The sequence below is a fragment of the Myroides marinus genome (assembly GCF_900109075.1).
Taxonomy (GTDB): Bacteria; Bacteroidota; Bacteroidia; order Flavobacteriales; family Flavobacteriaceae; genus Flavobacterium; species Flavobacterium marinum_A.
This window is the reverse complement of record NZ_FNYS01000006.1, coordinates 122459-146434: the sequence shown is the minus strand read 5'-3', so window position 1 is coordinate 146434 and position 23976 is coordinate 122459. Positions and strand designations below refer to the sequence as shown.

The window sequence follows — 23976 nt, the reverse complement described above, 5'->3', positions numbered from 1 at the left end:
TCGAACTTTAAATTTTTCAGACTATGAGCGAAGAAACCACAAACAAACAGGAAATGCCCGAACAACTATCGGACATCTTATTGGTGCTGGATAAAGAAAAAATGAAAATCCAAGCCGTAAAGAGCATAGACGAGAACGGGAAAATGGAAACCGTTGACCCCACGAAGAAAAACCAAAACCAGTTTATGCGTGTGGATAAAAGCGGCGATTTCTTTTCCAACTTCTTCTCCAATTTTTTCAGCCAATTGAAGAACCCAACCAATTTTTCATTCTTCAAAGTGCCTGCACCTATCGCAGTTGAAAAAGCACAGGAAATGCAAAAGCAGGTAGATAAGCCTACTCCCGAAGGCGAAAAAGTAATGAAAGAACACGAAGTAAAAATCGAACAGAAACAAGAAAATCAAAAAGATATGGCAACAACACAAACAACACCTGAAAAAAGCGAATACCGCTATAAGCCGGAGCAGATTGATTGGGATACAATGAACAATCTCGGATTAAGTAAGGAATACCTTGAAAAAAGGAACCTCCTTGAACCTTTATTGAAAGGCTATAAAACCAATGAACTCTTACCGATAGGCGTTAACCTCGGCGGTACTATCCTCCGCACGGATGCCCGTTTGTCTTTACAGCAAGCCGAAGATGGAAAAGTTGTAGTAGGAATACACGGCATCAAAAAAGAACCTAATCTCCACTCTGAATTTTTCGGACACAAATTTACGGATGAAGACAAGAAAAACCTGCTCGAAACGGGTAATATGGGTCGTGTGGTTGATTTGAAAAATACCAAAACAGGCGAGCTAATGCCATCCATTATCAGTATAGACAGGCTGACGAACGATGTAATTGCATTGCGGACGGACTTTATAAAAATTCCCGATGAAATTAAGGGTGTAAAATTGGACGATGCTCAAAAGCAAACCTTAATGGAGGGCAAACCGCTAAAGTTAGATGGTATGATTTCCACAAAAGGAACTGAATTTTCGGCAACGGTACAATTCAATGCAGACAAACGTTATGTGGAGTTCCTTTTTGACCGCAATAATTCCAACAGGCAAAGCCAAAGCAACGGGCAAACTCAAAACAACGGGCAAAGTAATCAGCAAAACCAACCGCAGGAAGCTCCAAAAACATTCCGTGGCAAGGAACTGACCGACGAGCAACATAAGGATTTCAAAAACGGTCAAACCATCTACATTGATGGATTGAGGGATAAGAAAGGGCAACCTTATCAGGGCTATATCACTTTCAATGCGGAAACGGGAAAAACAAACTTCCAATTTCCAAGCCAGGTTAAGGCACAGGCAAAACCTGCCGAAGCCCACAAAACGCAAACTGCCGTCAATTCGGAGGGCAAAACCAACGAAGCGACCAAAAACATCAACGAGCCTTTGAAGTCGGGACAGCAAAGCCCTAAAAACAAACAACAGCAGGAACAACAGGAAAAACCCAAAGCTCCTGCAAAGTCCAAAGGCAGAAAAATGTAGTAAAGTATGAAAACAATAATCGCAGAAAAACCAAGCGTAGCAAGGGAAATAGCCGGACTTGTGGGAGCATCCGATAAAAAGGACGGCTACCTGACAGGTAACGGCTATTTTGTTACGTGGGCATTCGGTCATTTAATAGGATTGGGAATGCCCGAAGATTACGGGATTTCGGGATTTGACAAAGCAGCTTTGCCAATACTCCCAAACCCGTTTTTGCTGACCGTCCGAAAGATCAAAAAAGACAAAGGTTATACAGCGGATACGGGTGCATTAAAGCAACTGAAAGTCATCGAACAGCTTTTTAACCGTAGTAACAGCATCATTGTAGCCACCGATGCAGGACGTGAAGGCGAACTCATTTTCAGGTACATTTATGAATACCTGAAATGCAACAAGCCCTTTGAGCGGCTTTGGATTAGTTCGCTTACCGAAAAAGCCATTAAGCAGGGGTTTGATAACCTCAAAGACGGAAAAGAATTTGATGGATTGTATCAGGCGGCACAAGGAAGAAGCCGTGCCGATTGGCTCGTGGGCATCAATGCTACACAGGCGTTGAGCATAGCCGCAGGAAATGGCATTTATTCGCTCGGAAGAGTGCAAACGCCTACACTGGTTTTGATATGCAAACGCTATTTGGAAAATAAAAATTTCTCGGTAAAGAAATACTGGCAGATACAGTTATCGCACAACAAAGAACTGATAGATTTTAAAAGCATTTCCAAAACCAAATGGGAAGACCAAAAACTTGCCGATGATACGCTGAAATCCATTCAGCGAAGTAAAACGGCAACGGTTACATCGGTGGAAACCAAAAGTATTACAGAGCAACCGCCTCTATTGTTCGACCTTACTGGCTTGCAAAAAGAAGCCAACAAAAAGCTGAACCTTTCTGCGGAAGAAACGCTCAATATTGCCCAAAGCCTTTATGAAAGGAAGTTTATCACATACCCACGCACCGGAAGCAAGTACATTCCTGAAGATATGTGGGCAGAAATCCCCAACCTCGTAAGGGCTTTGCAGGACAGCGAAACCTGCAAGCAAGCCGTAGGGAAATTGAAATGGGGACGGTTCAATAAACGTATTGTAAACGATTTGCGTGTTACCGACCACCACGGATTATTGATTACTGATAAAATCCCATCAGCCCTGAACGCAAAGGAAAACTCCGTTTATGATATGATTGCCTTTCGATTGCTCGAAGCCCTTTCACAAGCCTGCATCAAAGAGATAACCGATGTAGGTTTACAAGCGTTGCATTATGATTTTACAGTAAAGGGTTGTAAGGTTATCGAAGCAGGCTGGCGTTCCATCAAAGGCAGTTTCTCCGATGATGATACCGAACCTGTACAGGATTTGCCCGAAATAAAAAAAGGCGATGAACTTAAAATAAAAGAAGCCTCCGTTTTGGAAAAGAAAACGAAACCGCCTGTATTATATACCGAAGCAGGGCTTTTGTCGGCTATGGAAAGTGCAGGAAAGGAAATCGAAAATGAAGACGAACGGAAAGCCTTGCAAAATATCGGTATTGGCACTCCGGCTACAAGAGCCGCAATAATTGAAACCTTGTTTACCCGCAATTATATCCAACGGGAAAAGAAATCCTTAATCCCTACCGAAAAAGGATTGCAGGTGTACGAATTGGTCAAAGACCGTAAAATTGCGGATGTGGCAATGACCGCCGAATGGGAATTGGCTTTGCAAAAAATCGAAAATAACGAAACAGATGCAGAGGCATTTCAAAAAGAAATGGAAACTTACGCCTCATCTATTACCAATGAATTGTTACAAGCTTCCATTGCCCAAAACAACCTGCCTAAATTGGTTTGCCCGAAATGCAAAAGCCAGCAACTCATTATCCGTGATAAAATAGTGAAGTGTCCTGATGAAGTTTGTAATTGGGTACAGTTCCGCAATGTGTGTGGCGTACAAATCGGCTTAGCCGATATTGAAAACCTTGTCAATAAAAAGAAAACTTCACTTATCAAAGGAATGAAAAGCAAAGCCGGAAAGAAATTCGATGCTTATATCGTGTTGAATGAGGATTGCAAAACCTCTTTTGAGTTTGCCAAAAATAAAAGCTACAAAAAGTAATGGAAAATAAGCCTACCATTAGCACAAAGGAAATCAGAAATCTGATTTATTCCATACGTGGAAGGCAAGTGATGCTGGATAGCGACCTCGCTTCCTTATATCAAGTGGAAACAAAAAACCTCAACAAAGCCGTAAAAAGAAATATTGAAAGGTTTCCCGTTTCTTTTTGCTTTCAACTGACCGAAGAGGAAGTTGAAAACTTGAGGTTCCAAATTGGAACCTCAAGTTTAAGCTACGGTGGAAGACGGTATTTGCCCTATGTTTTTACTGAACAAGGGGTCGCAATGGCTTCTGCCATACTCCGCTCAGATATAGCGGTTAAAGTCAGTGTTGAAATTATGGAAGCCTTTGTAGAAATGCGAAAAATGCTCATCAGCAATGCTTCGCTGTTCCATCGTTTGGACAATATAGAACTGAAACAATTACAAGCCGACCAAAAATTTGAGGAAATATTTAAGGCTCTTGAAAGCGACAAGCTCCACGCCGAAAAAGGTATTTTCTACAATGGGCAGGTATTTGATGCCTATACCTTTGTTTCCGATATTATCCGAAGTGCCAAAAGCTCCATTACCCTGCTTGATAATTATGTGGACGATACGGTGCTGACCTTATTGGGAAAACGCAATACCAATGTAACCGCTACTATCTACACAAAAAGCATCAGCAATCAGTTACGGTTAGACCTGCAACGCTACAATAGTCAATATCCGTCTATCGAAGTAGAGATTTTCTCCGATGCACACGACCGATTTTTGATTATTGACAGTACGGAACTGTACCATATCGGAGCATCACTGAAAGACCTGGGCAAAAAATGGTTTGCCTTTTCGAGAATGGATATTGAAATCGGTAGGATGCTTCAAATTTTAAACAAGTGAAAATAAAACCCCTCTGAAATTTCGGAGGGGTTAGTTTATAAGGTCTAATAAGTCAACGCAAGCCCTACACCAAAACCCATATCGCTATCGTAGTGAGTACGAATACCAATGTTTTTATTGATAATATACTTAAGCTCTCCCATATATTCCATATCAGTATTGACCATAAAGCCCGCTCTCAATCTTTTTGAAATCGGAATATCCTCACGCATCAACGACAATCGTACAATTCCATCGTGATAAACTTCTGCCTGAAAATTAACGAGCATTGGCAAGGTGTACATAAACCCTAAGCTAAAGGCTCTTCGTGTGTCTTTTTCATTCTTTTGTCCGAATAAATTGGTTTCGTGTTCGTCCATTCCCATTTTACGGTAACGCCAGTCAAAACCTATAAAGGGCATAAGCCACTGCATTTTTCCGATGTATCTTCCTAAATGTGTTTCTACTTCATAGCCGTGCATATCGTTGTAGCCTAAACGCCATTCTGTACCCAAAGACCATCTTGCATTTTGAAACATTGCTTCGCCATCGTTACCATTGGTTGCAAAATCATTCTGTGCCATAAAGTGCGGCATATTGCTTTCTCGCTGTAATTTATTGTAGGCTTGCTTTTTATTGGGCAAATACGGATTTTGATAATCGTCAACAGCAAATACCCTGTTCATCCCCGACATCATATGGTAAAGTATATGACAATGGAAAAACCAATCTCCCTCTTCATTTGCTAAAAATTCGATGGTATCTGTTTCCATTGGCATTATATCCAAAACATTTTTAAGTGGTGATTTTTCGCCTTTACCGTTGATTACCCTGAAATCAAAACCGTGCAGGTGCATCGGGTGGCGCATCATCGAATTATTGTAAATGGTGATGCGTAAAATTTCTCCTTTTTTTACAGGTATTTTATCGGTTTCAGAAAGTATTTTATTATCCATACTCCATACATATCGGTTCATATTTCCTGTAAGGGTAAACTTCAATTCTTTGACCGGAGCATCTTTAGGGAGTTCCGTATTGTAAGGAGATTGTAACATTGCATAATTCAGCGTTTTTATTTCTCCCAAAGCATTTGCATTGTAACGGTTGGGTTCATTATCCATATTCATATTGTGTTGGCTATGGTCTTCTTTAGGTTTAGCCTCTCCAGTAATTTCGGGATACATTACCACATTCATATCCATTTGGTTCAGGCTCATTTTCATACCCATATCGTCCAAATCTCCATTCATCTTCATCATATCGTTCATCATCTTCATCCCCTCAAAATATTTCAATCTTGGGAGTGGCAATATTAACTGTTTGATACCATTGCCTACAAAATAGCTTGCCGATTGTGTTCTGTCTTCGGTTGTGGCTAAAAACTCGTAGGCAACTCCATCGTCAGGAATTGTTACCACAATATCATAAGTTTCGGAAACCGCAATGATTAATCTATCTACCTCTACTGGCTCTACATCATTACCATCATTGGCTACTACTGTAATTTTACCGCCTGCATATCGTAACCAAAAATAGGATGATGCTCCGCCGTTTGATACTCTTAATCTTACTTTATCTCCTGCTTTTAGTGTTTTGCCATCAACTGTTTTTAAATCGGTAGTATGATTTCCGTTGATTAATATTTTGTCATAATACACATCGCTTACGTCCATTGCCAACATACGTTTCCATTCGTTGGTCAATTTGGTTTTGAAATTTCCCTCTCTGATGGCTTCCGCATAGGACTGTGTAGCGTTCTTTTTTATCGCTGCCCAATCATTGGCGTTGTGCAACATACGGTTAATGTTATCGGGATTTAGGTTTGTCCATTCGCTTAAAATGATGGGTACGGTAGGTAAATCATCAATTCCTTTTCTAAAGGTTTTATCGTCATCACGCTTTTTCATCACAAAACTGCCATACATTCCAATCTGCTCCTGCAAACCTGAATGGGAATGATACCAATGCGTTCCGTGTTGGATAATCGGAAAACGATAGGTGTATGTTGCTCCTGCTTCAATAGGCTTTTGCGTAAGCCAGGGCACACCATCTTCTTTGTTGGCTATTCATGTTGCGGCAGCCGTTCTTTCTAATGATGAAGAATCCTGGAAGAAAAAATTGGCAGAACTGACAAAAGAAGTACAAGAAAATAAAGGTATTGAAACTATTTTCAGTCAGGATTTTGGAGCTACAGAAGAAGTTAAAAACGTTTTTGGTTTTCGGGATGGCATCAGTAACCCAGAAATAGAGGGGAGTGGTATCGATGGATATCCGCAGTATGACAAACCCATTAAGGCAGGAGAATTTGTTTTAGGTTATCCTGGGGAAGCCGGCACTGTAAAACCTTATCCACAACCTGATGCTTTGGGCAAAAACGGTTCTTTTTTGATTTTTAGAAAATATCAAAGTCAGGTTGCAGAATTTAACCAATTCATTAAAGAAAATACAAATTCGCCCGAAGAAGGAGAATTACTTGCGGCAAAAATGGTTGGTCGCTGGAAAAGCGGTGCACCACTTCCATTAAGTCCGGAGGAGGACAACCCGGATATTGGTGAAGATCCAGAAAAAAATAATGATTTCAGTTTTAAAAATGATGAGTACGGTAAAAAGTGTCCGTTTAGCTCTCATATGCGCCGTATGAATCCACGCGATGCCAGAAATTCAGTGCTTCAAGACATTCGTTTACACCGTATCATCAGAAAGAGTGTTTCGTTTGGTGATATTGTACCACCAGAAATTACGAAAAATGATGGTAAAGAACGTGGCCAGTTTTTTATGGGAATCAGTGCCGATGCAATGGGTACTCTAGAATTTCTTTTGAAACAGTGGGCGAATGACGCGAACTTCATCAGCCTTGGCGACGAAAAAGATCCCATGATCGGTGTTCAAGAAGACGGATTGTTTACAAAACCATCTGATCCGATGGTTGATCGATACCACGGTTTGCAAACTTATAATATTATGAAAGGTGGTGACTATTGCTTTTTACCAAGTCTCACGGCTCTAAAATGGATTTCTGAATTAAAATAAAAAATTAAAGATGAAAAGAGAATTTATTAAATATGCTTCTGTAGTAGAAGACATTCCTGCAGAATTTGATAAGCAAGTTGACGAAATCACCGCTGATATCGCCGCCTATGTTCATGAATCTAAAGAGAAAAATAAGTTAACTTACAACACCCGCGATGCTCATGCGAAAGGCTATTCTGCTTTAAAGGCGGAATTTACGGTGCTTGATAACTTACCAAAGGAATATGCCCAGGGATTTTATGCGACGCCCAAAAAATATGAAGCGGCAATCCGTTTTTCCAATGGTTCCTCGCGAGTAATGATTGATAAAAAATTAGGTTTTGCACAGGGATTAGCCATTAAAATTTTTGATGTTCCGGGTCAAAAAATGACCGATGATGAAAAGGATGCACCAAATATGGATTACAATTTTATTAACCATCCTGTGTTTTTTTGTAATTCGGCAGAAGATTATACTTTCATCGGCAAACTTTTTCTTAAGATGAATGATTATTTTGAAAAAGGTGTTTTTGGAAAAGCTGAATTCGCTTATATGTGGGCAACGGAAATGGGAAAAGCATTTCCCGGCAGAGAAAGTTTAAAGGAATTGAAAGCAATTCTGGGCTTTCAGGATATTAAACCAAAAAACCCTTTTCTGTATGATTTTTGGAGTATGGGCGCGGTAAGACATGGAGATTATATTGCCAAAGTGCGGGCACATCCTAATGCTGATTTTTTAAGTAAAATTATAACACCAGAGGTTGATCCACAGAAAATCGATCAAGCCTTCAGACCGGCTATTATTGGTGAAATTACAAAGCACGATTTTGAATTCGATATCCAGATTCAACTTTGTAACGACCTGGAAAAAATGCCAGTTGAAGAACTTACTGAGGAGTGGAAAGAAGAAGATTCGCCGTTTGTAACGGTTGCTAAACTTTATATTCCGCAACAGGAGGTGCCTGAAGACGGAAATTTTCTTATTATGGAAAACCTCTCATTTACGCCATTTCATACAACGGAAGAGCATAAACCAATTGGTAATTTGCAACGTACAAGATTACGGGCTTACCAAACGGCTTCTAAACTAAGACATGAGCTAAACCATAAAAAGAGAGCAGAGCCTAAAAACTTAGATGAAGCCTTTGATCCGGAATTTTATAATTTATAGGATAAGGCATAAAGTGGCAATAATTACATGTACAAAGTAGAAACAAATCTTCTACTCTGGATCAGCGCTTACTGTAAAAAATAGTATTTAGAAATTATAATAAATGTAATTTATTAATCAGGGTCGGAAGAACATCTTCCGACTTTTTTGTTGATAATAATCTACAGATAAAACATATTACAACTGTTTATTTTAAGACAATTAATTCTATGATCGGTTTTTATGATGCCACACCAAATTCATTCATTTCAAAATATCTGAGTTCAAATTGCTTATCGAAATGGTTTTTGATCATTTTACACTTTCCCTTATTTATGAAGGTCTATAAATTCAATAATCTCTTTGTAATGCTTGTTCCACGGAAATAAGTATTGGCTCATCATCGGTATATGTTTTTTGGGGAGAAAATTTATCTTTACAGTGGGTTGATATTTATTCAATTTTTTGACAAAGTCTTTATTTTGAGAAATTATGGAGGAAAAGGTTTTGCTGCCCACATATATATAGAACGGTGGTGTTTTTTCTGATAAAAAATAAATAGGCGAAGCATCTTTCCAGTTGTTTTCATCCGCTGTCCAGGTAGTATTATAATGATGAAATGTGGTTGGAGGATTTTCTTTTAATTCGGAATAGATATCCAATCCAGCCGCATCATTAAGGATGACGCCTTTAATCAGGTCACTGTTTTTTAAATATTTGGGATTTGTAGCAACCAGAGCAATCAAGTGGCCGCCTGCTGAATGCCCCATTAAAAATATTTGATGGGAATTTCCACCGTATTTTTCAATATTATCATAAGTCCACTGAATAGCTGAGGCAACCTCTTTTGCCATGGTATCATAATTACCATCAGGGCTTAAAGTGTAATTAGGGATAACAGTTACAATATCTTTTTTAGCAAAATTGCGGCCCAGAAATCCGTAAATATCTTTATTTCCTTGATCCCAATAACCACCGTGAATGAAAATAACAACTGGGTTGTTTTTAGATTTTGTGGGCTGGTATACATTTAGTTTTGGAAAAGATTCCACTAAAGCTTTAGAGCTTTTAAGATAAGAAAGGTCTCCTGTTTTTTTAGAAGCGCAACTGGCAAATAAAAAGATACAAAAGAGAGGTGCTATAATTCTGGATAGTTTGATCATGTTATTATTTATAAATATTTTTTAGTATTTCAGTAACTCAGACAATTTTTCTTATTAAATTAAAACACTTAAAAGACGCATATTTTAATAGCAAATCACTCCAGATAGGTGTGGTAACAACCGCTTTTTTTTGTTTTCTGAGTAGAGAAAAAAGATCTCTGATTTTCAATATTTTGAACAATTGTACTTTCTGAAGTATCTTTCATTGGAATAAATTTAAGGAATATATTACTTTTTGTGGCCTTTGAAATGCGCCATAGTTCTATAAATGCCAAGCACAGAAATGGTAGTTCAAATTTTTTCAAAAATTCTTCATAATTATTACTCCCCCAATAATTAGTAGCATACCCGTAACTCTGCCTATAGTGATTGGTATATGTTGTGCTCCCATAATGTGAAAGTGCTCCATCAACATGGATATTAACAATTGTCCAGTAACTACTAATCCGAAAGTTAATCCAGGTCCGATTTTAGGAAAGGCAAGCACAATGATCGTGACATAAAAAGCACCCAATAATCCACCCAACCATGCATATATAGGCGCATCTCTTATACCTCTCCATGAGATGTCTTGAGAAGTTAGGAGGATGTAAATCACTAATGCCAAAAGACCGATAGCAAATGATATCATTGATGCATGGATGGGACTACCGCCAGTCTTAGCCAGTTTGTTATTCATGCCGGACTGTATCGGAAGAAATGTACCAGCAATAAATGCCATTATAATCCAAATAAATTTTTCCATTTTGTTTAAGTAAAAAGTTTAAAGTTTGGTATTGTCAAACCATTGTATATGTATAAATTAAGAAGAGATTTTTAACGCTATATTTTTATATCTCTAAGTTTCCAGCGTCGATGACTACAAAGCCACATTTATGGGCTTGGGTAATGGGGTTTTTAAAAATCTTGCATACTCATCGACAAAATTTCATATCCTTCCGATGATTTACCTTCAGCAGCATTAGGAATATTTATTTACTTTTATTCTATAAAAAGTCTAAATGACTTTTTTGTATATATTAATTTCTCCTTTTTTTCTTAAATACTCAGCCATTTGAGGAACTATTCTTTTAAAATGTTCAGAAGACATGTGATTGTTTAAATCTTCTTCTGTTTCCCATTCTTCTAACATTATTAGTTCCGTTGGCTCTTTGGTATTTTGATACATTTCATACTTAATACACCCTTCTTCTTTCACTGTTTTTTCCACTAATTCCTTTGCCAGTTCTAAAATTTTGTCTATTTTATTTTCTTTAGCAAAATTCTTGGCCACTACTTTTATCATAAATCAATATTCTTTTTAAATTGTTAATCAGTGTTTATCCTCGGTCATCTTCCTTCCTTTTTACTGAAGAGGAAGGAAGAAACTGCTGATAATACTATCAGAGAATGACCAGAATAACCTATTTTTTAGCCTCTAATTGTTTTAATAAGAGTTCGGCAACTTTTTGCGATGACGCTGGGTTTTGTCCTGTAATAAGCAATCCATCTTCCAAAGCATATGCCTCAAAATCTTTTGATTTGCTATATATACCTCCTTTTTCCTTCAACATGTCTTCAACAAGAAAAGGGACAACATCGGTAAGACCAACCAGTTTTTCCTCTGAATTTGTAAATCCAGTTACTTTTTTTCCTTTCACGAGTGGCTCACCCGAAACATTTTTTACATTTTTCAAGGCTGCAGGAGCATGGCATACAAAAGCAACAGGTTTACCGGCATTATAAAAGTGCTCTATCAACCTTGCCGAAACTTCACTCTCTGCCAAATCCCATAAAGGCCCGTGACCACCTGGATAGAATACGGCATCATAATCCTTTTCAGACACTTCTGAAAGTTTATGCGTTTTGCTTAGTTTTTCTTGTAATGCTTCATCATTTTTAAACCGTTTGGTTGATTCTGTCTGATTTTCCGGTTTGTCACTGGTAGGATCGATAGGAGGCTGACCTCCATCAGGTGAGGCCAAAGTAACGCTGGCACCATTATCTACTAAATAATAATAAGGCGTTGCAAATTCTTCTATCCAAAATCCGGTTTTCTCACCAGTATTTCCCAATAATGCATGAGAGGTTAACACAATTAATATTTTCATTTTTATCTACTTTTAAAGTTTTTATTAAAGATTTGTAAATTTCATACCATTAGCATTGTAGCGTTCTCCAGCCACTGTGTTGTAGGTATCATCCAAATACTGCATCTCTTCTTGGGTAAGTTCAACGTCAACAGCTTTCGCGTTTTCGATCAAGTATTTCTCATGCTTGGTACCGGGAATAGGAATAATATTTTCTCCTTTGTGTAATAACCAAGCTAAAGACAATTGTGCAGGTGTTACGTTCTTCTTGTCAGCTAACTGCTCAATTCGGCTTAAAAGTGTTTTGTTGCTTTCAAAGAATTCTTTTTGGAAACGAGGCACTGTATGTCGGAAATCATTCTCGGATAATTCTGAAGTGTCCTTGATGGTGCCTGATAGAAAACCTCTACCCAAAGGACTGTAGGGCACTAATGAAATTCCCAACTCTTCTATAACGGACATTGTGGTTTGCTCAACATCACGTGACCAGATGGAATACTCGGTTTGTACCGCAGTAATAGGATGAACTTTGTGGGCACGTCTTAGCGTATCGCCTGATACTTCCGAAAGCCCGATATATCTAACTTTTCCTTCTTTTACCAGTTCTGCCATTGCCCCAACTGTTTCCTCAATAGGCGTATTAGGATCCACACGATGTAGGTAATACAAATCGATTGCCTCGCGGCCCAATCGTTTTAAACTTGCTTCACAAGCGCTTTTTACATACTCGGGAGAACCATTAAGTTGCCTTACTTCTGGGTTGTTCTTGTCCCTTACAAAGCCAAACTTTGTCGCTAGTACCAGATCGTTCCAGCGATCGCTATAGGCTTTCCGTAATAATTCTTCATTATCCCCTATTCCATAAACATCGGCGGTATCAATAAAATTCACCCCAATGTCTAATGCTTTGTGCAAGGTTTTAATACTTTGTTTTTCATCCGTTTTCCCATAAAATTCCGACATTCCCATGGATCCTAGGCCTATGGGAAATACTTTTAGGTCGCTTTTTCCAATTGTTCTTGTTTTCATTTTTTCTAGGTTAAAATGTTAATAACTCATTTCTACTATTTTTTCCGCATCGGAAGGGCTAAGGGTTTTGTGTTCTCCAAGTCCGGTCCAGCCACGGTCTGTAAAACGTTTTGAGACAATACTTCCAGTCTCTGAATAATCATCAGTGTATTCTGAAAGTTTCGTTTTGATTCCTAAAGAGTGAAAAAATTCTTCAGTTTTTTCAATTCCTGCCTTGGCTTTTTCCTCCACTGTTCCATCTACAACATTCCAGATACGTTCTGCATATTGTGCGAGCTTTTCCTTTTTAGAATCAAAGTTATAACGGTAATGGCTTGGAGCCACAATAGCCAATGTTCTTGCATGATCAATGCCGTAAAGCGCCGTTAATTCGTGTCCCATCATATGTACAGCCCAGTCGCCGGGAACTCCTTGTTGGATTAGTCCGTTCAGCGCCATCGTACAGCTCCACATAAAGTTTGATGCAGCGGCGTAATCTGATGGATCTTTTAAAATGGCTGGTGCCACTTCAACCAAGGTTTGTAAAATACTTTCTGCAAAGCGATCCTGTAACAAAGCACCCGTAGGATAGGTCATATATTGCTCAAGAACGTGTGTGTAGGCATCTGTGATCCCATTGGCTAACTGGCGTTGGGGAATAGATTTCACTACTTCTGGATCAAGAATCGAAAAAAACGGAAAGAGACCTGGTCCGCCCATGGCCAATTTCTCTTTAGTTTCTTTTCTAGTAATAACCGCTCCAGAATTCATTTCAGAACCTGTTGCAGGCAAGGTTAAAACCGTTCCAAAGGGCATTCCCTCGGTAGTAGGTTTATTCGCGGTTAATAAATCCCAAGGGCTATCGCCTTTGTAAAGGGCTGCTGCCGATAAAAATTTTGTACCATCGATAACGGATCCTCCACCAACGGCCAGTAAGAAATTAATGCCATCCTCTTTTATAACTTGTAGGGCTTTTAATAAAATACTATATTCTGGATTCGCAGGAATTCCTCCAAATTCCACAACTTCATAAGCCGAAAGTGCTTTTTTAACCTGATCGTAGATTCCGTTTTTTTTGATGCTTCCGCCTCCGTATAGCAACAATATTTTTGCGTTTTCGGGAATCTCTTTTGATAGATTCTCTATTTGACCTTTGCCAAATAGTATTTTTGTTGGATTTTTAAATTGAAAATTTTTCATTTGACTTTTGTTTTAAATATTAAATAATTAGTGTTGGTTATTTTTCACAGGCAACCAACCTGTTCTTGAAATAAGTGCGCTCCAAAGAGGAGTGGGTATCTTTAATAAATCTTGAGTATTTACATCCAGTTCCGTTCTAATTTGGTCCACTGCATTGTTCTTTACTTTGGTCAACCAATGCGGTTCCATTAAAAGTTCTCTGGCCATGGCTACCAATGGAATGTTGCCCGTAAGAACTCTTTCTACTTCTTCTGGCGTGTGAAGACTTCCGACACCAATAACAGGAAGGCTATGACCCACTTTGGTTGCAATTAGTTGGGCCCTAGGTGCCGTATCATTTTTATCACGCATTGAACCTGCCCAAAAATCCATCACTGAAATGTGTAAATAGTCTAATTGTTTTAGGGAAAGTGCTTCCACCAAATGAAGTGTATCTTCCATTGTGATACCTGGATTTTCCAATTCTTCGGGTGAAAGACGGTATCCAACAAGAAATGGATTGGATGAAAGTGCAGCCGATTCTATTACAGCATCAACTACAGCAAGGGGGAAAGTCATTCTCTTCATCAAATCTCCACCCCATTTGTCTGTTCTACGATTAGAATGAGGGGAGAAGAATTGCTGTAATAAATAAGTGTTTGCTCCATGTATTTCAACTCCATCGAAACCAGCCTCAATTGCTCTGCGTGTAGCTTCACCAAAAGCCACAATTGTTTCTTCTATTTCAGTTGCAGTCATTTCTCGTGGAACTTGAGCGCCTTCTCTCACGGCGGCAACAGCACTGGCACTTAATGATTGTCCGTCAACGAGTTCTTCGGGAGGTGACATCCTTCCCCCGTGATATAACTGAAGTACAGCTTTGTTGCCGTTCGCTTTTAAGGCATCAGCTATTCTTTTTAAGCTTGGAATTAATTCATCAGAATCGGCACCTATCTGACCATGAAAACCTTTTCCATGTTTAATTACATAGGCGCAAGCGGTAATCAATAGCCCGGCTGATTGATTGCGTTCACGGTAGTATGCCACTTCGGCATCTGTAGTAGTTCCATCATCATTACCCGAAAAGGTGGTCATAGGAGCCAGTACGATTCTATTCGTTATATTAATCCCGGAAACGGGAAAAGTAAAAGGAGAGAGTATCTTATTATAATTTGACTTCATTTTTTAAATAATTATTGGTATTGCAATTATATCTTTACGATCATTTTTCCTTTGTTTTTACCTTCAAAAAGATCAATAAACGCTTGCGGAATGGCATCAAAACCTTCTACAATAGTTTCTGAATAAGTAAGTTTGTCGTCTTTTAACCATTTTGATAATTGTTGCATTCCTTCAGGAAACTTCTCTGCATAATTTCCAACAATAAAACCTTGCATAAGCGCACTTTTCCTAATCAAAAAATGTTCAACTCTCGGACCTGTTGGAGCAGAAGTGTCATTGTAGGCCGAAATGGCTCCACAAACAATAATTCTACCCAACCTATTAATGTTGACATGTACACTATCGGATATATCGCCTCCCACATTATCGAAATAAACATCAACTCCGTTTGGACAAGCATCTGCAATTGCCTTGGTCATATCCTTAACAGTATTATAGTTGATGGCCTCATCAAACCCAAATTTTGATTTTAGCATTGCTACTTTTTCATCTGTACCTGCTATGCCAACAACACGGCAACCTAATATTTTTGCGATTTGACCAACAATACTACCAACAGCACCAGCTGCGCCGGATACCACTACTGTTTCCCCTTTTTGGGGCTTTCCTATTTCAGTTAAGCCGAAGTAAGCCGTTAATCCGGTCATACCCAAAACGCCCAGATAGGCAGATAACGGGGCTTTGTTCTCATCTACTTTTAATAGGTTCTCTCCTTTTGAAGTTTGATATTCTTTCCAGTCCAAAGAGCCAGACACAAAATCCCCTTTTTTAAAGGAATCGTTTTTAGACTCGATAACTTCTGCTATACATCCAGAGGAAATTGGTTCATTTAATTTGAAGGGTTGCACATACGACTTGGCGTCGCTCATTCTTCCCCTTAAATAAGGATCAACAGAAACGAATTTTGTTTTCAAAAGAATTTCGCCATTGGTAATCTCAGGCTTGTCTTCATTTACAAATTTAAAATCCGATTCTTTTGGTTTTCCAATTGGACGACTGTTTAAATAAATTGCTTTGTTCATTTTCTTAGGTTTTATAATAAATTTAAATTGACTTCTATGTTGCCCCTTGTCGCATTGGAATAAGGACAAACTTGATGCGCGGTTTCAAGTAATTTTTGTGCGGTTTCACGTTCTATTTCAGGGATGCTTACGGCAAGATCAACGGCTAGCGAAAAACCACCTTCACTATTTTGACCGATACTGACAGACGCCGTTACTGAAGTATCTTTGAGTTTAATTTTCTGATTGCGGGCAACAAGGTTCAGTGCACTATCAAAGCAAGCTGCATAGCCTGCTGCAAAAAGTTGTTCCGGGTTGGTATAGGCACCACCTTTGCCTCCCATTTCTTTCGGGATCTCTATTTTAAAATCCAATACCCCATCATCTGATTTGGTACGTCCTTCACGACCGCCAGTTGCAGTTGCATTAGCTGTATATAATTTTTTCATCATTTTATATTTTTAATTTTTAAATCTATATATTATTAACGAACGTTCATTCTTTATTTTGAACAAAAAAATATCACAATTTTATGGCATCCCAGGCAGCTCGAAAAGTTTCATCTAATACCTTTTTGTCCAAAGTGTACAGGTTTCTATCCTGCATCGCCATGAGAAAAGACAAAGGATATATTGCATAAGAGTAGAGAACAAAGATTGAAAGAGGCTTTATAATACCTTCCTCTTTTCCTTTTTCCCATAAATCAAGTAGGGGTTGCAAATGTTTTAATCCTTCTTTCCTGATTTCTTCGTCTATCATAGGCGTATTATCACATTGAGATAAAAATGAAGCTTCTTTTATTTGATTTAATTTATAATCAGCAACATTGTACCATATTATTTCGAAACCTTTTTTAACAGGCATGTCCTCATGGTAGCCATTAAACGCGAATTTATTAAAAGAAGCCTTTACTTCAAGGTAAAGGGTATTGATCAGATTTTGTTTATTTTCGAAATAAAGATAGATGGTGGCCGGTGCCACTCCCGCAAGTTTTGCAATTTTGGACATTGGAGCATCATGAAAGCCATGATCATTCACCAACGTTAGAGTAGCGCTCAGTAGGGCACTTTTTTTATCCGTTATTTTTTCTTTCTTAATCATTTGAATATTCATTATTTTTTTTAATAGATAATATACTGTATACTTTCCATGACAAAGCAATTAGTACAAATTGGACCGGTAGTCTAATCAAGGCGGCCTTATGACTGCCAATCGCTGGCGTTTCGGAAAACACGTCCCAGATGTGGATTGGTAAAAACAAGATCATTAAAACCAGAACGCCCAAAGCACCAAATTTAGCGTATTTTTTGTTTAATAACATTGCCGAACCTAAAGCAATTTCAATGATACCGGAGATATAGATTATAGCCATTGGATATGGCAAAAACGAAGGGACAAATGGAATGTAAAAATCGGGTTTTATAAAATGCTGTACGCCACCATAAATCATGAAGAGTGCCAAAATAATTTTTAATACGGTCCAAAATAACTGTTTCATTTTCTTCTTTTATCTAGTTTGATAGTGCAAATATACAAAAAAAAAGAATGAACGTTCATTTTTATTTTGCTAATATTTGGAAATTATTATGACGTGTTCAAAAATACGGCTTCAGAATTTGAACAAAATCGAAATTATTTCAAGTTTTTTATTTTTATTTAATTCACTGTAGTTATTTTTTTTCAGCAATAATTTGTTATAAAAAGAGGCGAAAAATGTATTCGATTTTCACTTTAAAACAGAGCGACTTAAAAATTATAAAACGAGTTCCGAAGTTTTTTTACCCTTTTCGCAGAAAAGGCAAGAAAGTCTTTAGTGGTATAAAATGTAAATTTTGTATCCACAAAGACATATCTTGCTATTACTTTTTTCAGTGTAATGAAATTTTATTTGGACTACCATATTTTAGCTTGGTTAGTATAAAAGATTTTAGTACAGTTTAGGTCTTTTAATATTTGGGATTTTGAAATGAGTTTGGTTTTCTTTAGGTAGCGAAATCTCCAGCATAATCAAATTTTTCTCAAGAACTGTCTGCCAATTTAAGATAGGTTTTCCTAACGAATTTTTCCAGTCAGAATTTTCCCATTGATGAAATTTCTTAATCAACAAGTCATCTAATTTTTCTGAATAATCTTTCAACGTTTTGGCAAAATCCATAAACTGTTTAAGTGTTGGGAATTTGGAAAACGAATTAGTATCAATAATTTTTGGCTCTGGAATTCGATTTAAATTTTTAATCGGAATCTCTTTTATTTCATTTATTTTAAGTTTTTCGTTAGGGAATTCATTTCCACTTAATATAAAACGATTCGGAAAACCAGGATTTCTTTGATAATTTAAAAGTCCTAAAAGTTTTAGTTTATTTTTCGCCGTAATTACGGTTTGTCTGGAAAGCCCAAGTTCTCTTGCCATTTCGTAGTCAGACAAAACAATTTCTTTTTGAGGATCTTCGCATTTGTACAAAATGAATGTAAACACTGTAATCGTAGTTGCACCAATTTTATTTTTTGAATTTAATTCAAAAATCTTTTCAAATAGGTCTACTTCATAAGTTTTAAAATCTTTCATCTTTTAAATGCAGATTTATAATAAATTTTAATTTCATTTGAAGGATTTTCATGAATCAGCCAGTCATTTAAATCTTTAAAACTTGAATATAAAGCCCAACAATCTTTTGCGTTTTGATTTTCATTTTTGATTATTTCAACCGCGCGATTTCCGGCTTCGTCGTTATCAAAATAAAGTTCAATATTATGATAATTACCCAATTCATTTTTAATTCTTTCTATCATCAAAACTGAATTTAAAATGATGTAATCTGAAGGTTGTTTCTCCAGATAATCTTCCACATTTTTAAAGGAAATAAAATCAAAGAATCCTTCAAAAATACGAAGTGAATTTGAGTCGTTTTTTATCGAAGTAATGTCTTTTTTGGATATACCAATGAAACTGACCCCCGTTCGCCACAGCAAACTGTCCCCTCAGAGTTGAGGTTTGAAAAGAACAAAAAGTTGTTATACAGATCGGTTCCTTGAACGGATATTTTTTGTCCGGTTTAACAACTGTTATTTCTACAAAAATACATTTTCCGGATTAGTTTTTTTTCTCCTTAGTGATTCTCCAAACAATTCGACCCTTAATGAGTGGTGAACAATGCGGTCAAGCACCGCGTCAGCGACTGTCTTTTCACCAATGATGTCGTACCATTCCTTGACCGGGATCTGAGAAGTAATCACCGTAGAACGCTTCTGGTGCCTGTCTTCGATGATATCAAGCAATGCAAGCCTGGATTGAGGATCGAAGGGCTGCAGGCCGAAGTCGTCGAGTATAAGCATATCCAGGCGTTCTATGCGCTTCAATTCTGCCAGCATGGTCCCTTTTGCCTTGGCCAGCTTTAGCTGGCCCATCAGTTTGGCCGTATTCACGTACATTACTTTGTAACCATTCTGGCAGGCATGGTAACCTAAAGCGGTTGCCAGATAACTTTTACCGGTTCCAGTGGAACCGGTAATAAACACATCTTTGTGTTCTTTGATAAACTCTAGTCCCGCAAGCCTGTGGACCTGGTTCTTATCCAGACCACGTTCAAAAGAGTAGTCTATTTGTTCTAAAGAGGCATTGTAACGGAAACTTGCACCCCTAATGGCTCTTTGCACAGAGCGGTTCCGCCGGTCGTCCCATTCGCTGGCCACCAGCAATGCAACAAACTGGTCTGCGGTAAGGGATTCTTTCACTGAAGTCTCCAGATTGGTTTTGAAGGCATCATACATGCCGTACAGGCGAAGCTGACGCATCTTCTCTAATGTTTCGTTGTTCATATTTTTTATGGGTTTATAGGTTGTTACTGATAATATTCTTTCCCCCTGATGTTATCATGAGATGGTATAGCCGCCGGTTCATCCTCAGGGGTTAGCTGATCCAGTTGCTTTCTAAGGATCTCTTCAATGACCGGATAATTGTACTGGCCCAGGTTTTCTGCCCAGCGGCAGGCATTCGCCAAGCGCTCTGGTCCAACACGTCTGGCAAAGCTTAAGATCCCTGAGCAGGATTTATAAGCCTGCTCAGGATAGGCTTTACGCTCCAGGACCTGGGAAATGTATTTGGCGACATCTTCATGGATCTGCTCGGCTTCCTGGATGAACTTTTCTGGTGTCCATTCGGTGAGAAAACGATGCTGTGAGGCCAGGTGTTCTTTGTCGGTGGTGTAATGATATTTGGTCCGGCTGCGTTTATGGGCTGCAATCTGCGTGTAGTGGTAATAGATCTGGACCATACCGGAGGTATAAAGCACTTTTACTTTCTTACCGATATAAGTGTAAGGAACGCTGTAGTAGTGAATATCCTCACCCAAACGCACATATCCATTCTTCATCACTGTTACCATGACTTATCTGTGAACCTCGTAGCGAATCGGGTTGAGTGCCCCCAGTGCTTCCCGTTCCACCTCCTCGAACTGTTCCCTTCGCGAGTAACTCCGTCCTGAAAAAGGCTTATTATTGTGGATCTCCAATGCGGACCGTATCGCAGCGTTCAGCGATTCCAGATCACTGAACCTGCGGCCTTCCAGCCGCTGGTAGATGCTCCGATAGATGAGTTTAACCGCACCTTCCACTAAAGACTTGTCACGGGGCTTATATGCTCTTGCAGGGACTACCGTAACGGCATAATACTCGGCAAAAGCCGCAAACTCATCATTGAGCACGGCTTCGTATTTGCTACCTTTAGTCACTGCAGAACGCAGGTTATCGGGAACAATGGCTGCTGGAACACCTCCAAAATAATGCAGGGCGTTCTCACAGGCCTTAATCAGATCTTCCTTGCGCTGGCTTTCTACTGCCTCCACATACGTAAGCTGGCTGCAGCCCAATATCGCTACAAATACCTCCGCATCACGTTCCGGACCAGAGGCAGGATGAAGCTGAAGTTTGCTTCCGGCGAAGTCGATATAGATCTTGTCGCCTGCCTTATGATCAAGGTGCATGACCGGCTTAGAAAGTTGAAGATAAGTATGAATGGCATTGTTAAAGCGGGAACGTCCATAACCCTGAGGGTGTTTGGACAGGTATTCCAGATGAAGTGATTCACGGGTTACCCCTTTCTTTTTAAGCCTTTTACAGTAGTCCGGCAGCAATACCTCCAGTTCCTGCATTCGGGGGCTGTTGATCGTTTTGGCAGCCGGGGTATTGAAAAGCACGGAAAGTTCACTATCGCTCTTAGCATTGAATACTTCGTGGGTGATGCCCAGCTCATGCCATATGCGTAAATACTTTTTGATGGTGGTACGGGAAGTACCCACCATCCCGTTGATGGTCTTTGTGCCGGTTCCCTGGCAGTAAAGACGGATAATCTGTCGTAGTTTATTCATTTTGATCGGTTTATTGGACATCGTAATCAAGGATTTTTGTTCAGCAAAAAATCTAAACAAAAACCTCGTCCTGGGAAACCGGTCGGCAAACTACTTTATGTTCTTTTCAGGGGGTCAATTGGCCTGGCGAAGGGGGATCACTTTCGTTTGGCGGAAGGGGATCATTTTGCTCTGGCAGAGGGGGGCAGTTTAATCTGGCGAAGAGGGGTCACTTTGGTGTGTTTTATCCACTCGGCTTTCCAATTCGTACCGATACAACGATTGATACGGTTTATCAATGCAACGGATTTGTACAATCCTGTTTCACATTCAAAAAAACGCTGTCTGCCTAAATTGGCACTCGTGATAATATCATCGTCCCACAAACGCACTTGCAACCCTGCGTGTCCCAATGCTATCAAACTCTCGTTTATTTCCATTAAAGCGGTCAATACCTTTGAGCCTGTGCCACCTGCTCCGATAAGGTTTACCGAAATCGGATTGGTTGGATTGAGCAGATAATTATCCGTAAAATGTATTTTTTCTTTCTCTGTTTTCATCGCAATAGATTTTTTAGTGTTTTGTTGTTCTTCTTTAGTACCTCTATTGGAAAGGGTTTATCTGTACCGATAAGGTCTTTCCATAGGTTTACAATGTTTGTTTTGGTCAAGTCTGCACACAAAGAATGACTGAAATAGCTGTTAAAAAAGTAGTCTTCCCAAGCCTGTATAAATTCCTCTACCGAAGACGAATTTTTGATGCCTATGCTTACCGTTCCCATACATACGTTGCCCTTTTCGTAGATATTGAAAAAAGGTGCATAATGCAAAGGCGTTTTCTCGGTGGGTCTGCGGTTGGCGGTAAGGGCAAAAACTGTAAGACTGCTTTTGTCCGCTACCCAAAGCATTGGCGGTACTTGTGCCTTTCCGTTGGGTATGCCCAAACCACTTACAAAATACAACTGCCTTTTCTGTGCTTTGGTGTACCACAATACCGTACCTTTTTCGCTCGGATTGATATGCAGAATGTTGGTCGGCAAAATACCTTTTGGTTTTAAAAATACTCTGCTTCTTTCCTCATCGGTTTGTAAAGCCTTTGCCAATATTTCGGCTTCCTTAACGGTCAATGGGTGGGCATTTACTGGAGTTCCGTTGCTGTCCATATCAAAATGCTCCACGTACATATCGGTTTCCGTTCCTATGGTTTCATAGAAAACCAAAGCGGATTTTGGATAGTACAATGTGCCAAATTTTTCGGTTATATCGTTCATTTTTCTGTCGTTTTATAGTTTTCCAATAACATATATAAATCTTCCAATAGGTCAAACATTCGGTTCTCAAAATCGAGGTTCTCGCCCGATGTATCACTACCATTAAAGGGTATGGAAATACTCGGTTCTTCCAATACTCCACACTCGTTAAACTCGCTATTGATATTTTCTACAATGCTGTTATAAAGCAACCCTTTTGTATCGGCAATAAAAGAGATATACTTTTCCATTCCGATTGCTTCATTTTCGCAATCATCATTATAGGGGTCTTCTTCGGAAAATGGTGCATTTCTGAAAATGGTCGCTTTCGGGTATTCCGTGTAAAGAGCAAACGCATTACAAGCCACTTGCCAACACTCCCTGTCGAATGTATCACGGCTTTTAAATCGGCTCAAACGCTGTTCAAATAATGTTAGGTTGATATGGTTATAGAGCTTTTGTTCTATCCTGTCGCCAATTACCTCTGCCTGTCGCAACTCGCCTTTATACGTTTCGGTTTCGTCCGTTTCGTCATACTCAATCCAATCTTTATGCGTTTCACACAGCCAATACAGATAACTGTCTTCCTGTCTGTAATAAGGTATTCGGACAATATGATACAGATAACTGCAAACCGATATGAGTAACTGGGCGTTCTTTTTACGTTTCGGGTCTTTGAGCATTTGAAAGAGTGGCACAATAGGAATATGAAACAAAGTCGTACCTACGTTATATGTTTCCTCGCTTTGTAAAATGGTTTTCTTACTGTCCTGCAACAAACGTAAACTATCCCAATTCCTGTGGGTACGTTTCAGTTTAGTATTTATATCCCACATACTTAATACCATATTGTAGGGAAAGCCATAATCCTTTTGTGTCGTCATCGGCTCAATGCTGTAATGCTCGGCAAGTTTGGAAAGGGACTGATAAAAATCCCTTTCCGTTTTCTGACAAGCCTGTACGGAATGTGCTGTTTTCAGCTTAGGCTGAAACGTACACTTTAGAATACCATTGGTAGCATTGCTATTGGTACGGATTTTTGCTTGTCTTTCTGCACTTGGTTTGCGTCCTTTGGTCTTTGTAGCCAATTTGCGAATTCGCCCAACTGTCGGTGCAATTGCCGTTGCCTGTTCTGTTCGGGTATGCTGATTGTTCCCGATATGATATGTTTGTGCATAATTCATCGTTT

At 39.0% G+C, this 23976-nt stretch carries 24 protein-coding genes and 1 pseudogene; 5 read left to right on the top strand and 20 right to left on the bottom strand.

Translation table 11 applies throughout. The annotated features are described in order from the left end of the window. The first annotated feature begins 23 nt into the window (after positions 1–23). From BMX53_RS08705 to BMX53_RS08695, 3 genes are read left to right on the top strand one after another with little or no spacing between them, the layout of a single operon-like run. A complete protein-coding gene (locus BMX53_RS08705) occupies positions 24–1487 on the top strand; it encodes a DUF3945 domain-containing protein (RefSeq protein WP_074745791.1) in 1464 nt (487 codons plus the stop codon). Between the two features lie 6 nt (positions 1488–1493). Further along, complete coding sequence (locus BMX53_RS08700) at positions 1494–3578, top strand: type IA DNA topoisomerase (RefSeq protein WP_074745789.1); 2085 nt, start codon at positions 1494–1496, stop codon at positions 3576–3578. Beyond that, the gene (locus tag BMX53_RS08695; protein ID WP_026706432.1) at positions 3578–4456 is read left to right on the top strand and encodes an ORF6N domain-containing protein; all 879 of its coding nucleotides are present in this window, start codon (positions 3578–3580) and stop codon (positions 4454–4456) included. Before BMX53_RS08700 ends, BMX53_RS08695 begins: the two co-directional genes overlap by 1 nt. 44 nt (positions 4457–4500) lie before the next feature. Here the strand turns inward: BMX53_RS08695 and BMX53_RS08690 are convergent, their stop codons facing one another. Further along, entirely contained in the window at positions 4501–6480 is a 1980-nt protein-coding gene (locus BMX53_RS08690; protein ID WP_244154487.1) for a multicopper oxidase family protein, read from the bottom strand. A 13-nt stretch (positions 6481–6493) separates the two neighbouring features. Between BMX53_RS08690 and BMX53_RS08685 the strand changes: the two genes are divergently transcribed. Both BMX53_RS08685 and BMX53_RS08680 read left to right on the top strand, forming a co-directional pair. After that, a complete protein-coding gene (locus BMX53_RS08685) occupies positions 6494–7465 on the top strand; it encodes a Dyp-type peroxidase (RefSeq protein WP_244154486.1) in 972 nt (323 codons plus the stop codon). 10 nt (positions 7466–7475) lie between these two features. Further along, on the top strand, positions 7476–8615 hold the full coding sequence (locus BMX53_RS08680) for a catalase family protein (RefSeq protein WP_074745785.1): 1140 nt from the start codon (positions 7476–7478) through the stop codon (positions 8613–8615). Positions 8616–8923: 308 nt separating this feature from the next. Here the strand turns inward: BMX53_RS08680 and BMX53_RS08675 are convergent, their stop codons facing one another. From BMX53_RS08675 to BMX53_RS08590, 19 genes and pseudogenes are all read right to left on the bottom strand, one after another. After that, positions 8924–9757 (bottom strand): alpha/beta hydrolase, encoded by an 834-nt coding sequence (locus BMX53_RS08675; RefSeq protein WP_074745783.1) that lies wholly within the window; start codon positions 9755–9757, stop codon positions 8924–8926. A gap of 301 nt (positions 9758–10058) precedes the next feature. Then, entirely contained in the window at positions 10059–10478 is a 420-nt protein-coding gene (locus BMX53_RS08670) for a DMT family transporter (RefSeq protein ID WP_262492907.1), read from the bottom strand. A gap of 276 nt (positions 10479–10754) precedes the next feature. Further along, positions 10755–11042, bottom strand: coding sequence for a putative quinol monooxygenase (locus BMX53_RS08665; protein ID WP_074745779.1), 288 nt, complete (start codon positions 11040–11042; stop codon positions 10755–10757). 118 nt (positions 11043–11160) lie between these two features. Beyond that, entirely contained in the window at positions 11161–11847 is a 687-nt protein-coding gene (locus BMX53_RS08660; RefSeq protein ID WP_074745777.1) for a type 1 glutamine amidotransferase domain-containing protein, read from the bottom strand. A gap of 24 nt (positions 11848–11871) precedes the next feature. Further along, positions 11872–12855, bottom strand: a complete 984-nt coding sequence (locus BMX53_RS08655; protein WP_074745776.1) for an aldo/keto reductase — start codon at positions 12853–12855, stop codon at positions 11872–11874. A gap of 18 nt (positions 12856–12873) precedes the next feature. Next, positions 12874–14034, bottom strand: coding sequence for an iron-containing alcohol dehydrogenase (locus BMX53_RS08650; RefSeq protein ID WP_074745774.1), 1161 nt, complete (start codon positions 14032–14034; stop codon positions 12874–12876). Between the two features lie 27 nt (positions 14035–14061). Continuing rightward, complete coding sequence (locus BMX53_RS08645; RefSeq protein ID WP_074745772.1) at positions 14062–15195, bottom strand: NADH-dependent flavin oxidoreductase; 1134 nt, start codon at positions 15193–15195, stop codon at positions 14062–14064. 26 nt (positions 15196–15221) lie between these two features. Then, positions 15222–16217: an NADP-dependent oxidoreductase gene (locus BMX53_RS08640; protein WP_074745770.1), complete on the bottom strand. Its 996-nt coding sequence runs from the start codon at positions 16215–16217 to the stop codon at positions 15222–15224. An 11-nt stretch (positions 16218–16228) separates the two neighbouring features. Further along, positions 16229–16645 (bottom strand): organic hydroperoxide resistance protein, encoded by a 417-nt coding sequence (locus BMX53_RS08635; protein WP_074745841.1) that lies wholly within the window; start codon positions 16643–16645, stop codon positions 16229–16231. Between the two features lie 73 nt (positions 16646–16718). Next, positions 16719–17297 carry a TetR/AcrR family transcriptional regulator gene (locus BMX53_RS08630; protein WP_074745839.1) on the bottom strand — a complete coding sequence of 193 codons (579 nt, stop codon included), beginning with the start codon at positions 17295–17297 and terminating at the stop codon, positions 16719–16721. Further along, a complete protein-coding gene (locus BMX53_RS08625; protein ID WP_074745768.1) occupies positions 17290–17694 on the bottom strand; it encodes a DoxX family protein in 405 nt (134 codons plus the stop codon). Before BMX53_RS08625 ends, BMX53_RS08630 begins: the two co-directional genes overlap by 8 nt. A gap of 429 nt (positions 17695–18123) precedes the next feature. Next, a complete protein-coding gene (locus BMX53_RS08620; protein ID WP_074745766.1) occupies positions 18124–18762 on the bottom strand; it encodes a hypothetical protein in 639 nt (212 codons plus the stop codon). Then, positions 18759–19166, bottom strand: a complete 408-nt coding sequence (locus BMX53_RS08615) for a toprim domain-containing protein (RefSeq protein ID WP_074745764.1) — start codon at positions 19164–19166, stop codon at positions 18759–18761. Before BMX53_RS08615 ends, BMX53_RS08620 begins: the two co-directional genes overlap by 4 nt. A 99-nt stretch (positions 19167–19265) precedes the next feature. Next, positions 19266–20012 (bottom strand): IS21-like element helper ATPase IstB, encoded by a 747-nt coding sequence (istB, locus tag BMX53_RS08610; protein ID WP_074745763.1) that lies wholly within the window; start codon positions 20010–20012, stop codon positions 19266–19268. A 23-nt stretch (positions 20013–20035) separates the two neighbouring features. Further along, positions 20036–20566: a Mu transposase domain-containing protein gene (locus BMX53_RS19190; RefSeq protein WP_208597253.1), complete on the bottom strand. Its 531-nt coding sequence runs from the start codon at positions 20564–20566 to the stop codon at positions 20036–20038. A gap of 15 nt (positions 20567–20581) precedes the next feature. Beyond that, positions 20582–21559 carry an IS21 family transposase gene (gene istA, locus BMX53_RS19185; RefSeq protein ID WP_208597252.1) on the bottom strand — a complete coding sequence of 326 codons (978 nt, stop codon included), beginning with the start codon at positions 21557–21559 and terminating at the stop codon, positions 20582–20584. A 212-nt stretch (positions 21560–21771) separates the two neighbouring features. Next, a pseudogene (locus BMX53_RS08600) lies at positions 21772–22098 on the bottom strand (PRTRC system ThiF family protein); the annotation flags it as partial. Further along, on the bottom strand, positions 22095–22808 hold the full coding sequence (locus tag BMX53_RS08595; protein WP_074745761.1) for a PRTRC system protein B: 714 nt from the start codon (positions 22806–22808) through the stop codon (positions 22095–22097). The pseudogene BMX53_RS08600 and the gene BMX53_RS08595, both read right to left, overlap by 4 nt. Continuing rightward, entirely contained in the window at positions 22805–23971 is a 1167-nt protein-coding gene (locus tag BMX53_RS08590) for a hypothetical protein (RefSeq protein ID WP_074745759.1), read from the bottom strand. Before BMX53_RS08590 ends, BMX53_RS08595 begins: the two co-directional genes overlap by 4 nt. Positions 23972–23976: the final 5 nt, after the last annotated feature.